This window comes from Laceyella sacchari (genome assembly GCF_004343255.1).
Lineage (GTDB): Bacteria > Bacillota > Bacilli > Thermoactinomycetales > Thermoactinomycetaceae > Laceyella > Laceyella sacchari.
In genome coordinates this window covers 110,038-123,789 of sequence record NZ_SMDD01000003.1, presented here as the reverse complement: position 1 = coordinate 123,789, position 13,752 = coordinate 110,038, and the positions used below count along the sequence as shown (strand labels likewise).

Here is a 13,752-nt window from a genome sequence, read left to right as displayed (position 1 = left end):
AATGTTTCACACACTGTAAGAGCCTTTCGCACGAGTGCGAATCATTTGAGCAATGACTGCACGCGGGCTTAAAACCATTGTAACAAATAACTGAGAATGAGTCCTACCACGCCAAAGTCGGCGTCACCGAATGTCGTGCCTTCGAATCCCAATGATCCCAATGCCGGAAGAAGCAACGCCGGCAAAAAACTGATGATCAATCCATTGGCGAACGAACCGAAAAACGCACCGCGACGACCGCCAGTTGCATTCCCAAACACGCCCGCAGTGGCTCCCGTGAAAAAGTGGGGCACAAGACCGGGCACAATCACTTTCAAACCAAGCATTGGAAGAAGAAACATGCTGGTCAACCCGGCCAAAAAGCTGGACAAGAACCCAATGATCACGGCATTCGGGGAAAACGGGAATACGGTTGGGCAATCAAGTGCCGGTTTGGCTTGGGGCACGATTTTTTCGGCGATTCCCTTGAACGCTGGCACAATTTCCGCGATGAGCATGCGCACTCCGTTTAATACCACGTAGACGCCGGCTGCAAACGTGATGGCTTGAATGATGGAATAAACCAAATAGTTTTGGCCACCGGACAATTTCGCCTGAATATAGGCCGGCCCGGCAAAGCAAGCCACGATGACGAACAGGATGGCCATGGTCAAGGAAACGGCTACGGAGGTGTCACGGAGAAAACTTAATTGTTTCGGGACTTTGATCGTTTCCGTGGACTTCTCCTTGTTTCCGAACCATTTGCCCACCCATCCGGAAACGAAATAGCCGATCGAACCGAAGTGTCCGACCGCAAACTGGTCGGAGCCTGTGATCTGGCGGACAAACGGTTGCAATATTGCAGGAGACAGGACCATGAGTGCCCCCAAAATGATGGACCCGGTAAAGACCAATGCCACTCCACTCACACCGTTGGTCGTTAAAATCACCGCGATAAGACAAGCCATGAACAACGTGTGGTGCCCCGTCAAAAAGATGTATTTCAATGGCGTAAAACGTGCCAAAATCAAGTTGACCACCATGCCGAACACCATGATCAAGGCCGTCGCCGCGCCGAATTTGTTTTGCGCCACGGCGACAATCGCTTCATTGTTGGGAATCACTCCGTTGATGGCAAACGCCTGGTTGAACATCTTCCCGAACACATCGAGCGACCGCACGATGATCTCCGCTCCGGCGCTGACCAGGATGAACCCCAACACCGTTTTCAAGGTGCCGGACACAATCTCCCCAATCCCCTTCTTCTGCAACAAAAGGCCGATCAGGGCAAAAATCCCAATCAAGATCGCAGGGGTCCCTAAAATATCATTCATCATGATTTGCAAGATGTGCATTGGCTTCCCTACTTTCTCCAGATACTATTCGGTTATTGCAGATGCTGAGACAATTTGGCTTTGATTTCTTCCAGATCCATGATGTTTTCCAAGCCAACGATCTTCCGCACGCCGTTATCCAGTTGGGAAATAATATCATTGGCCCCCAGATAAAGATCTGCGCTTTCAGTGTGGGCCGTCGTCAAGTCAGTGTGTTCCACTTCTGCTTCCTTGTTCAACTCTTTCAGGGCTTTTTTCACATTTAGCTCCATGATGAAACTGCTCCCCAGCCCATTTCCACAAACAACTAGGATTTTCATGCTTCCATTTCTCCTTTCGAATACTTGTCCATCAAGTCCAACACGTTTTCCTTTGTTTCCGCGTCGATGAGGGATTGGATTTCCTCGGGCTGCGCCAGTAATTCGGACAATTGGGACAGCGCCCGCAAATGGGATTCGTTGTCCGAGGCGGCAAGCACAAACAAGAGTCGCACGGGTTTGTTTTGCGGAAAGGAAACTTCTTCGTTCAACTGCATAAAGCTCATCGATAATTGGTTGACTCCTTGTTCGGGGCGCGCGTGGGGGATCGCCACCTTAGGTGCGATCACTACATAAGGCCCTAACTCATGAATCGAGGCAATCATTGCCTCTGCATAACCCGGTTCGACAGAACCGTTGTCTACCAAAGGTTTAGCTGCCAATCGAATTGCCTCTTCCCAATTTCTTGCCTTTTTCCGCAATTGGACGGTATCTCGTGTAATCAGTTCATTTAACACGGGTTTTTCATCCTCTTTTCTGACTGGAAGGGGGGATTGAAGGGACTTCAAAAGTCCCGATAACGCTTGAGTAAGCCCTTTACGGTCATGAACATCCGCATATTGTTCGATCACATGCAACAAAAATGGCACATTGGCCGCATGATCAGCGATGCCATACAGTTCTTTCGACACATCGTATCGCAGGCGCTCTTTCTCCTCGTGGGATAAAATCGGTTTCACCACGAACAGCTTTCGGTCTGTCCTCAGGAAGACCGTGGAGAAAACCAATTCATGATCCATGGGATAAGAAGAAAATTCCCGAACCGTCAATGCATCCAAAAACAAAATGTCCGGAAACAGTTCGCGCAACGTACGTATGAGCAGATGGGAGACGGCAATCCCCTTTGGGCAAACGACAACGGCTTTTGGACGTTGGGCAAGCTCCACCCCTTGGCGCCGCAAACAAGCGCCAAAATGGATGGTTAAATAAGCTGTTTCTTCTTCCGGAATGTCGACGCCCACCCGCCGGGCAAAAGGGGAGACGCATTTTTTAACGAGATGGTGCAGTTCCGGATGTTCCAGCAAAATGGAGGAGGCAAGGGGATTTTTTAATTCCAGCCCATACTTGATCCGGTAATAAGCCGGAGTTAAGTGCATGGCCAAGAGATCGGTCAAGAGTTCCTTTTCGGCGAGGTTGACACAAGCCACATTTTCAAACCGATCGACCATCGATAAGGCTACCTCCCGCATCACTTTTCCTTTTTCCGGGGTGGATACGTTGGTGGCGAGAAGCAACAAGGCCAGGTAAGCCTGCTCGCGGCAACGGTGTTCCGGAGCCAAGTCTTCCACCAAATCATCCAATAATGTACTACTTGCCTCATACTCGGGCGTATGGATGATTTCTTGCAGATCTTTTTCCTTGATGCCGATCCACTTTGCCTGTTTGATCCGTTGTCCGATCAGGAGGCACTCATAGGTGAGTTGCACCAGGCGTTCATCCGTGTAACGGACCCCGAGTTGCCGTTCGACGGTTTCCAACCGACGGTACAAGGAATCGAACGAAATGGTTTGCATTTGCTTGATCGCTTCCCTTAACACCATCTCTCCATTTTCTTGTTCCAAGGCGGTGAAGACCAATCGATGTAGCAGGCTACGAAGATTCCTTTCTTTTCCCACCAAATGATAGCCGTTGTCCCGTGAATATTTGAGTTGTACGCCAACTTCACCAGCAAGCGCATTAGCCTCTTTCAAATCGGCCAATGCTGTATTGCGGCTTACCTGAAGCAAGCTGCAGGCGTGGACGAGTGACCAATATTCTGTCACACCAAGAAGGGATAAGAGAATCAAGCGAACTCTTTCCTCTGCCGACCAGACATACTGGTGTTTGCTCTCAGCCAAAGGAAGGTGTGTCAACTTCTCCCTGATGCCAGGCGGACAAGTGAATCCCGCTTGACGTTGGTATTTCACCGGCTCCAGATGTTGGCTTGCCAACCATGCGTTGATTTTCTCCAGGTCGTAATTGATTTGCCTGCGTGACAGGAGGAGTCGTTGTTCCAATTGCTTCATTGTGCAATGCGGTTGGAAAATGATTTCTTTAAGCAGACTCAAGCTTCTATCATCTAGTTGCATTGAACATCCCCTCTTTGCCTTCATTATAGTGAGATTTTTTTATATCTAGAAAGCGTTTTCGTTGCAAATGTTGTAAATTATATTGTACAACATTGGGATGAATCCTTGCGTTTAAACAACAGTGGAACTTGGAATCAGGGATACGCATGCGACAGTGAGGAGGGATCGACACCTCGTCCAGTGGTTCAGGTTGGTGTTTGGGTGTTATTTTCAGAATCAAAGTGATTGGATAAATATGATTAATCCTTGAAGGAGGAAAGAATATAATGAGTTCGGCTATGAGAAGACGAGGGAGGACCTTTGCCGGGTGTTGGCTAAATCGAATTGGGTATTTAGTGAGATAAACATGTTATGCTAAGCACAGACAGTATCAGAGAATTTATATCAAAAGTCTGTGAACCTACCGGGATTTGTACATGATCGGAGGTTATGATGAATCTGGTTGATATAACTGATGTTCACATACGGGTTTAGTTGCCACCATGGAGGTATTGAAAGGGAGTAAGTAAATAATAGTTGCCCTTTCCAGACTGAATGTTCTTAAGATGTTGTGCTTATTGTAGAATTTCTAATACGGAGTGATTATCAAAAGGGATAGCCAGAGTTCCAAAACTGTTTTCTCATTCGCTTCACTTGTTCATTGGCGCTCCTTGAGAAAAGGTTTCCTCTAATACATCTCAGTATCTAAATTCAAAGTAAGAGTCTTTTTATTTTGTACACAGGAATATTAGCTTGAAATAGGCACAGACAGGAAAATTGTCGATTGATCTAGAAAAATATGGGAAAAGCTACTTATTTCCGGGGGAATATGAGTGTACACCAAACTATACAGCGCCAGTGTCTTGGGAATTGACGGACGATTGGTTGAAGTAGAAGTGGATATCAGCAACGGCTTGCCGTCGTTTGATATTGTCGGCTTGCCCGATTCGGCGGTGCGAGAAGCCAAAGACCGCGTCCGGGCAGCTATCAAAAACAGCGAAGCCCACTTTCCGTTGCAGCGTATCACCACCAACTTGGCACCGGCTGATGTGAAAAAAGAAGGGTCCGGTTTTGATTTGGCCATCGCCTTGGGAGTGTTGATTGCTAGCGGCCAGTTGACTGCCGATTCGCTTCAGCGCACCCTTTTTATCGGCGAACTGGCTTTGGACGGAAGCTTGCGCCCATTAAGTGGTGTGTTGGCCATGGTGATGGCGGCCCGGGAAGCGGGATTGGAGGAAGTGGTTCTTCCAGCGGCCAATGCGGCGGAAGGAGCATTGGTGGACGGCTTGCGGCTGGTTCCGGTTGTTTCATTGGCACAGGCAGTTGCCTATTTCCGAGGGGAATGGCGACCCACTGGCGGCCCAACTGAGCAAATGTGTGAGGAATCAGTCTTTTCGGTTGATTTCGCCGATGTGCAAGGGCAGAGCCATGTGAAACGGGCCATGGAAGTGGCTGCCGCGGGCCAACACAACTTGTTGCTGATCGGTCCGCCTGGCTCGGGCAAAACGATGTTGGCCAGAAGGATTCCCACCATTTTGCCCAAGATGAGTTTGCAAGAGTCGTTGGAAGTGACCAAGATCTGCAGCATTGCAGGATTAATCAAAGAGCGGGGCCGCCTGATCACCGAACGCCCTTTTCGTTCACCTCATCACACCATCTCCACTGCCGGCTTGGTGGGCGGGGGAACCGTGCCAAAGCCGGGGGAAGTGAGTTTGGCTCATCGTGGCGTGCTGTTCCTTGATGAACTGCCAGAGTTCTCTAAAACCGTGCTGGAAGTGCTTCGCCAGCCCTTGGAAGACCGTGAAGTCACCCTTGGCCGGGCCCGTGCTGTCCTGACATTTCCTGCCGAACTGATGCTGGTAGCGAGCATGAACCCTTGCCCGTGCGGTTACTTCGGGTACGAAGAAGACCGCTCCTGTACATGTACGCCGCATCAAGTGAGCCGCTACCGTTCTAAAATCTCCGGCCCGTTGCTGGACCGCATTGACATCCACATCGAAGTCCCCAAAGTGGATTTCAAGACATTGAGTGGCGCAGAAACAGGGGAATCCTCGTCTGCCATCCGCGAACGGGTCAACCGCGCTCGCGAGCGACAAGCCCGCCGTTTCCAAGGGAAAGAACACAGCACCAACAGTACCATGAGCACGGCCGACATCCGCGAACACTGCTCCCTGGACAAAGAATCACGCCAATTGATGAAGCAAGCCTTTGACACCCTGGGCTTAAGCGCCCGTGCCCACGACCGCATCTTGAAAGTGGCACGCACCATCGCCGACCTCGACGGAGCGGAGCAGATCAGCGCTTCCCACATCGCCGAGGCAATTCGCTACCGTGCGCTGGATCGGAAGTTTTGGGAGTGATGGGAAGCTTATGTTCTTCAAGCTATAAACAACTATAAAGAAGGAAATTGGTTCGATTCCTATGGTTGGAGTTAAGGGTAGAGCTACATACAAAAAAGCGGCTAAATTTTTTAAGAGGATTGGTTAAAATGATTCAATATAGTTATAATAAAGGGAATAATTGATTAGATTTTGCGAGTATCTTCAAATTAAGTGAATTATGTAGTTCCAGTACTAGGAGAAGGAGGGATAGATCATGGTTCGATTGCGATTTGCTCCCAGCCCTACAGGTCATTTACACATTGGAGGAGCAAGAACCGCTCTTTTCAACTTTTTGTATGCAAAAAAGTTTGGTGGGGATTTTATTTTACGGATCGAAAATACTGATCAAGCTAGAAATGTAGAAAGCGCTACTGAGAAGTTTCTCGAAGGATTTAAATGGCTTGGTTTGGATTGGGACGAGGGTCCAGATGTCGGAGGCGCCTATGGACCATATATACAAATGGATCGTTTGTCCATTTATCAAAATTACATCGAGCGATTGGTAAGAGAGGGGAAGGCATATTATTGTTACTGCACAAAAGAAGAGGAAGATTTGGAACGAGAAAGGCTCAAAGCATTGGGCAAGGTTTATCATTACTCAGGCAAATGCCGCTATTTGGATGAGAAAACACAAAAGCAATATGAGAAAGAAGGTCGTTCCTATACGATTCGTTTTCGGGTTCCTGATGATCGAGATGTTTTATTCACGGATTTAGTGCGTGGTGACATGAAGTTTAACACGAATGATATCGGTGATTTCATTATTGTTAAATCAAATGGAGTTCCAGTATATAACTTTGCTGTCACTGTGGATGATGCACTAATGCAAATCACCCATGTGATTCGTGGTGAGGAACACTTGTCTAATACCCCTTGCCAAATCTTGTTGTACGAAGCCCTTGGATGGAAGACTCCTGAGTTTGGGCATCTTCCGTTGATCTTGAATCCGAATGGTAAAAAGCTTTCAAAGCGTGATGAGTCAATCATTCAGTTCATTGAGCAATATAAGGACTTAGGATATCTGCCGGAAGCGCTTGTCAACTATTTGGCTTTGCTAGGTTGGTCGCCCAGTGGTGAATTAAGTGAAGAAGAGATTTTTTCGTTAGACGAACTGATCCAACATTTTTCTATTGATCGAGTAAGCAAAGCGGGTGCGATTTTTGATGTGGAAAAGTTGGCTTGGATCAACGGTCAATACATCAAAAAAGCAGACTTAGACCGCATTGTTGATATGGCCATCCCATACTTGCAAAAGGAAGGGTATATTGGGGAGAATTTTGATCGTGAGTGGTTAACACACCTGGTTAGTCTCTTCCAATCGGGTATGAGTGCAGTAAGTGAAATCACTCAACTGGCAAAACAGTTTTTTGTCGATGATGTTTCATATGATGAGGAAGCGAACCAGATCCTTGCAGGAGAATCCGTTTCCGTGGTACTGTCTGCATTCCAAGCGAAAGTGAACACGTTAGAAGAGTACACACCAGATAACATCAAAGCTTTGCTAAAAGAAGTACAAAAGGAAACGGGTTATAAAGGTAAGCAGTTGTTTATGCCGGTCCGTGTAGCGGCAACAGGTCAGAATCATGGACCAGACCTGAATAAGACCTTATACCTTTTAGGAAAAGAAAAAGTACTTGAACGTATTAATCAGATACTTAGTTAATAGGAATGCACCTTCTTAAACTAAAGAAGGTGCATTTTTCTTGGTGTTATTTAGGCGACCAGCGATGACCACAAACGTCACATTCGTATCGGTAGCCTTCTGTGATGGTAACGTCACTGCTCTTACACTTTGGACAATCCTCTTTTTCCTGTGTCCATGAATGCTTGAAAAAGTCAGTATGAATGGAGATATCTACACGTCTAAATTTTGGTTTCATTAGCCATGCACCTCCATTCCGTTTTTATATGCGTTTGTCCAGTACATATTTACTTTGAGATATAATTTTCAGAAGGTGTAAAAAATAATGATTCATTGCTATATATATTATAACATTAATTAATTTCAGAATAAATGTTCGATGGGCGTAACAAGCCGCATCGTCTGTTTTATGTAGTTGTTGATGAAGACGGCATTGTTGGTTATGGGGAATTAGTAGAAAGAGGTAATGCTGAGTATGAATTAACTCGGATTTATCTTCTTCCAGAATTTCAAGGCAAAGGGATAGGTAAACGTCTTTTGAGACAATTGATCAACGATGTATCTCCTCTTCGTCGGATGTTTGCTTGGGTGGAAAAGGAGAATGGTGGTGGACGCTCCTTTTATGAATCGATGCAGTTTCACGTGGAGGAAGAAATAGAAGATCATTTTTTTGGTACGGTGACTCATTTGTTGAAATATGTTAGAAAGTGGGAGTAAGAAGTGATACAGAGATCTAAAGGGCAAAATTTGAAGCCCTTCTTTTTTAATTCGACTTAGATTAAAGGCAACTCTGTTCAAGCAGACCCAAGCGTATATGCAAAAAAAAGCCGCTTTGATTAAAGCGGCTTCGGTATTTCTTATTCCGGACAACCCTGTCCTGACAGCAGCATTAAAGTGCCTTTTCTTCCTGCTTTGTTTGCTGGATTTGTTTATAATGGCGCACAATGTTGTATGCGACAGCGCCCGCCCACAGCAAGGCAAAAAAGAGATAGACTCCATTTTGCACGGCATCGGAACCGATATCAAAGGCGCCAAATAATGTTTTGAGGTTCGTAATGATAATTAGTCCCCCAACCAACACACCGAGAATGGCAGCCGGAATCTTACGAACCAACCAAGCGGCGATGGGGGCAGCCACTACTCCTCCTGCCATCAATGCCAATACCCATTGCCAATGAAACTGCTCCGGGCCCAATGAAATAAAAAAGCCAATTGTGGCGGCGGAGGCGATGGCAAATTCACTGGCATCTACGGAGCCAATCACTTTGCGCGGTTCAAGCTCATTGCGTGACAGCAAGACCGGCGTAGTGAGTGGGCCCCAGCCACCTCCTCCCGTAGAATCAGCAAAGCCCGCGATGAAGCCGAGCGGAACAAGCAATTTTTTACTGGGTGTCCGGTTGGTATCGGCATGGGTAATTTTCTTGGAGTCAGCAAGCAAAAATCGCAGAAGTACATAAATACCTAAAGCAAACAAGAAAACGGCGATATACGGTTTAACCACATCCCCGGGCAAGTTGCTCAAAAAACAAGCTCCGATAAAGGCCCCCAGGGAACCAGGGAGAATCAGGCGATAAACGGTTTGCTTATCCACGTTTCCAAAACGGATGTGAGATACGCCTGAAGCGGCAGTAGTGACGACTTCAGCCATGTGAACAGAAGCAGAAGCGATCGCCGGAGAAACGCCAAATAGAAGTAAAAGCGAACTGGAAGTGACGCCATATGCCATCCCCAAGGAGCCGTCCACCAATTGGGCGAAAAGCCCGATGATGGCGAAAATGATAAGCCGTTGCATAAAAATCCTCCTTTAACGGACAATATCCATCTAATTACTCAGATTTAGATAATGAGATGTTAGAGCGAGTTCATTCCAACCGACATCCTGATGGGCATGTATGATTAAGAAAATTGCGACACAAGAAAATCATCTCAAGCTGTCGTGTCATGCGATTCGCCCTATGCAAAAGGTATCGCTTGCTACATAAGCATGCTTTTCGATAAGCAACTCCACTAAGTCGAGTCAATTGGTCGAGATATGATCCTGCTAAATCAATCTATTCATCCAGCGCCAAAAAATTGCTTAAAGCATAAAACATACTTAATTGATATGAATTATTTGATTTAAAATAATCATATCCATCTGTTAACCGCCTGTCAAGAATGAGATTGAAAAGTGAAATCTCGCTTCTTACTTAGTGAAAATGAGCCCTTGCTCCATAGTTATTCTTTATTCAGCGGCATACAGAAAAGGATGGGAGAGTATCCCATCCTTCTTCCCATTCGGTACCGCGTTGCAAGAGTGGAACCGTTTCGTCTGCTTGCTTTGCGCCAATGCGCATGCCTTGGTTGTGATTATTCTACAGGAATCCAGATTTCTGAGTAATAGTCTGGCTTGAAGGGATCGTCATCGTCGTACACTTCGAGTTCGGGTGTGCCGGCCAGTTTATAACCGCTTGAGGGAAACCATTCAGAAAAGATTTGTTTCCATGCTTTTTGCATGGCATGGGGCATCGGGCCGTGAACTTCAAAAACAGCCCATGTAGTTGCAGGAATTTCCAATTTCATTAATCCGTCTGGCGTCTCCCCGTCATGTTCCACAGCGATCCAATAGTCTATTGCTTTTTCCGGTCGCACATTACTTTGATCGACGCAAACGCCCAATATTCCTTTGATTTGGCCGTTGTTCAGTTTTAGCAATGTTTTGTCTCTTTTCTCCTCATTTATTTCCTGCCAGAATTTCGAGATGCCTTCGAGGTTTTCATTATTGACCAAAGAAAACTCCCTTTTGATCCCCACCACTTGAAAACGGTCTCTCTTAATCATCTTGTATTGCATGGGCTCTGCTCCTTTCAGATTAACCTGTATCACCAGGCGGTTGTATGCTTTCAGCTTTCCTGTACACTTGCGCGCCTCGCTGGGAGTCACGCCGTGTTGTCGGCGAAATGCCTTTGAGAAAGCTTCAGGGGTGTCATAACCATATTTGAGGGCGATATCAATGACTTTGCTGCTTGTTTTGGCAAGTTCTTGGGCGGCTAGGGTTAATCGCCTGCGCCGAAGGTATTCACCAACGGAAATGCCAGTCAAAATAGCGAAGGTGCGCTGAAAGTGAAAGGGAGATGTGTTCGTCTGCCTGGCTATATCCTCGGCGGTGATATTGTCCAGCAAATGCTTTTCCATATAATCGATGGCTTTTTGCAATGATTCAACCCATATCATGGTTCTCACTCCTTACCGTGATCATAACAAGCAATTTCTTGTCCGTCCTGTTCGTTTGTGCTATGTGCTGACAGGGTGAGGTAAAGTCTTTGGGAAGTGGGAAGTGAGGGGAGATTAGATTAGGATGTGTCTGATGAATAGACACGGCTCCCAAACCATTTTCTCATTCGCTTCACTTGTGCATCGACGCTCTTCGAGAAAAGGTTTTTCCGCCGCTTCTTCTCCACCAACTTGATTGGCCGGACACACCCTGGAAAACATTGTAGTTGCGGGCGGGTGAGGTCAGAGTCAAAGCTGAATACGAGGAACGGCGATTGTGGGACCTCTTACATGATAGCACGTTGAATCCCCGGCGAATCGATCTCTGCCAGCCTGCAGGCGTGACCGAACATGTCTGCATTAAGGATGAATTTATTTAGAATAATTGTTAGGTAATTTTAAATTGTAGTTTATATTTGTTATTATTTAATTGTAGTATGATTATTTGTTTGTTCGTGGAAGTAATCGGTTGCAAGTCTGTTTTTAGGGTGTCATTAGCTGGCATGTTTGCAAGTCCAAACAAATGAATGCAAAGGTGGGTGTTTCCATGACGAAGCTGTACTTGGCGATGGAAAAGGATCTACTGGTGGTGGATGTGCAAGGGGAACGAATCACAACCAAGCAAACGTTGCAGGGAATGCAACCGATTTGTGTGACATTCGATCCTTTTCGGCCGGAGCGTGTGTACTGCGGCACCTTTGGTCGGGGACTGTGGCGCAGTGATGACGGGGGAGAGACGTGGGAGCCTTGCGGTTCACCTGGCCTCTACACGGAACCGCTGATGGGGCGGGGAATTAATCAGGCTATTGTAACGGCGGTTGCAGTAAGTCCCGTTCAACAGGCTAACGGCTATGGTGTGGTGTTTGTGGGGACCGAACCGACCGCTTTGTACCGCTCTGACGATGGCGGGGACACTTGGACGGAGCTGGAAAACGTCCGCCTGTTGCCATCGGCGGCCACTTGGAGCTTCCCACCTCGCCCCCATACCAGTCACATCCGCTGGATCACGCCAGATATTAAAGAAGGGGAAAAAATCTATGTTTCCATCGAGGCTGGCGCATTCATTCGCAGTCTGGATGGTGGCCAAACATGGGAAGATCGGAAGTTTCGCGGGCCTTTGGATACGCATACCTTGCTGACTCATCCGATGGCACCGGGTCGGTTGTATGCGGCGGCGGGTGACGGATTGTTTGAAGTGGGGCGCGAATACTTGGAGAGTAAGGACGCTGGTCTGACTTGGGAGAGCAAAGCTGAAGGGCTTAAGCATCATTATCTTTACGGTATGGCAGTGGACCCGGGAAATCCCGATGTGATTATCGTATCGGCATCGGTTCATGCGATGGAAGCTCATCATCTGCACCATGTCACACCGGAATCCACCATCTACCGTAAAGAAGGAGATCAGCCGTGGCAGGAAGTGAGGGAGGGGCTTCCACCGACGGAAGGCATGGTGATTCCCATTCTTGCAGCTAATCAAGATGAGCCAGGCGTTTTTTACGCTTTGACCAATCAAGGATTGTATCGCTCGGCGGATACTGGTTTGACATGGCGGCGTTTGGAGATCGACTGGAAAGAGGAGTATGAGCGGCAGCATCCGCATGCGTTGGCGGTGAGAGGCTAATACATCAACGTGGGATCTGGATAGCATTGGATTAAATAAAATAAAAAGATGGCAGGTACCTATGAGGCTGACCGTTTCTTTGGGTCATCCTCATTTTGATTTTAAATAAGAATACAGTGTAAGGGATGGTTTTTATTTAGTAGCAACAGTTGACACAACGGCGAGAGCAAACTAAAATATCATTTGAGATCGAGAATCGTTATCATCCATTGCAACGGTGAAAATCGGAGTTTGTGTCAAGCGTTCGCCGTATGACTGATTGCAACACATCACGTGTTGTCTTTCAGGTTAAGGCGATTGGAGGGAGAAAATGTCCAGGCTTTTTACTGAGAACTTAAGAATAGCCTATGGAAGCCAAGATATCGTCAACAATTTGAACTTAACCATTCCAGACGGGAAAATCACTGCGATCATCGGACCAAATGGGTGTGGCAAATCGACTGTGTTGAAGACCATGGCGCGCATTCTTTCCGCAAAATCAGGAGCAGTGTTTTTGGACGGCAAAGACATTACGATGGAAAAAACGAAAAAGATTGCGCAAAAGATGGCGATATTGCCTCAGTCGCCGGACGCCCCGGAAGGGCTTACTGTAGCCGAACTCGTTTCTTATGGAAGGTTTCCATACCAAAAGGGGATGGGCAGGCTACAAGAAGCCGACTGGAAAGTAATCAATTGGGCCATGGAGATCACCGGCGTTTCCCAATTCAAGGACAGAGCGGTGGATGCTTTGTCAGGCGGACAGAGACAGCGGGCGTGGATCGCGATGGCACTGGTCCAGGAAACCGATATCATTCTGCTTGATGAACCGACAACCTATCTTGACTTGTCGCATCAGCTGGAGATATTGGAGCTGCTGAAACATTTGAACGAAAAGGAAAAGCGCACCATTGTGATGGTGATCCATGACCTTAACCATGCAGCTCGTTTCGCGGATCACATCGTGGCGATGAAAGCGGGAGAATTGGTTAAAGAAGGGACAGCGGAGGAGATCATCACCCCCGAAATCCTTCAGCGCGTCTTTAACATCGATGTTGAAGTTGGCACAGACCCGCGGACGAAAAAGCCGATGTGCCTCACATATGATTTGATCGATCGATCTTATGTCGCAGTGAGTGATTGATGTGAGAGAGCTTGACGGATCAGCGTTTTTTTAAGAAATAATCGAGAATGATTTTTAT

General features: G+C 47.0%; 10 protein-coding genes. 5 read left to right on the top strand and 5 right to left on the bottom strand.

What is annotated here, in order from left to right; translation table 11 throughout:
• Positions 1–68 precede the first annotated feature (68 nt).
• From EDC32_RS10880 to EDC32_RS10870, 3 genes are read right to left on the bottom strand one after another with little or no spacing between them, the layout of a single operon-like run.
• Positions 69–1,334 (bottom strand): PTS ascorbate transporter subunit IIC, encoded by a 1,266-nt coding sequence (locus tag EDC32_RS10880; protein WP_022736347.1) that lies wholly within the window; start codon positions 1,332–1,334, stop codon positions 69–71.
• Between the two features lie 32 nt (positions 1,335–1,366).
• A complete protein-coding gene (locus EDC32_RS10875; RefSeq protein ID WP_132222204.1) occupies positions 1,367–1,633 on the bottom strand; it encodes a PTS sugar transporter subunit IIB in 267 nt (88 codons plus the stop codon).
• On the bottom strand, positions 1,630–3,699 hold the full coding sequence (locus EDC32_RS10870; protein ID WP_158283343.1) for a BglG family transcription antiterminator: 2,070 nt from the start codon (positions 3,697–3,699) through the stop codon (positions 1,630–1,632). Before EDC32_RS10870 ends, EDC32_RS10875 begins: the two co-directional genes overlap by 4 nt.
• An 812-nt stretch (positions 3,700–4,511) precedes the next feature.
• On the opposite strand from EDC32_RS10870, the gene EDC32_RS10865 reads away from it, so the two are divergent.
• The 3 genes from EDC32_RS10865 (at position 4,512) to EDC32_RS10855 (ending at position 8,418) form a co-directional block, all read left to right on the top strand.
• A complete protein-coding gene (locus EDC32_RS10865) occupies positions 4,512–6,038 on the top strand; it encodes a YifB family Mg chelatase-like AAA ATPase (protein ID WP_132222200.1) in 1,527 nt (508 codons plus the stop codon).
• Between the two features lie 235 nt (positions 6,039–6,273).
• The gene (gene gltX, locus EDC32_RS10860) at positions 6,274–7,722 is read left to right on the top strand and encodes a glutamate--tRNA ligase (protein ID WP_132222198.1); all 1,449 of its coding nucleotides are present in this window, start codon (positions 6,274–6,276) and stop codon (positions 7,720–7,722) included.
• Between the two features lie 351 nt (positions 7,723–8,073).
• Complete coding sequence (locus tag EDC32_RS10855) at positions 8,074–8,418, top strand: GNAT family N-acetyltransferase (protein WP_132222196.1); 345 nt, start codon at positions 8,074–8,076, stop codon at positions 8,416–8,418.
• A gap of 172 nt (positions 8,419–8,590) precedes the next feature.
• On the opposite strand, the gene EDC32_RS10850 is transcribed toward EDC32_RS10855, so the two are convergent.
• Both EDC32_RS10850 and EDC32_RS10845 read right to left on the bottom strand, forming a co-directional pair.
• Positions 8,591–9,493, bottom strand: a complete 903-nt coding sequence (locus tag EDC32_RS10850; RefSeq protein ID WP_132222194.1) for a sulfite exporter TauE/SafE family protein — start codon at positions 9,491–9,493, stop codon at positions 8,591–8,593.
• A gap of 557 nt (positions 9,494–10,050) precedes the next feature.
• Complete coding sequence (locus EDC32_RS10845; RefSeq protein WP_132222192.1) at positions 10,051–10,914, bottom strand: AraC family transcriptional regulator; 864 nt, start codon at positions 10,912–10,914, stop codon at positions 10,051–10,053.
• A 586-nt stretch (positions 10,915–11,500) separates the two neighbouring features.
• Here EDC32_RS10845 and EDC32_RS10840 point away from each other — a divergent pair.
• Both EDC32_RS10840 and EDC32_RS10835 read left to right on the top strand, forming a co-directional pair.
• Positions 11,501–12,574, top strand: coding sequence for a WD40/YVTN/BNR-like repeat-containing protein (locus tag EDC32_RS10840; protein ID WP_132222190.1), 1,074 nt, complete (start codon positions 11,501–11,503; stop codon positions 12,572–12,574).
• A 310-nt stretch (positions 12,575–12,884) separates the two neighbouring features.
• Positions 12,885–13,694, top strand: a complete 810-nt coding sequence (locus tag EDC32_RS10835) for an ABC transporter ATP-binding protein (protein ID WP_132222188.1) — start codon at positions 12,885–12,887, stop codon at positions 13,692–13,694.
• Positions 13,695–13,752: the final 58 nt, after the last annotated feature.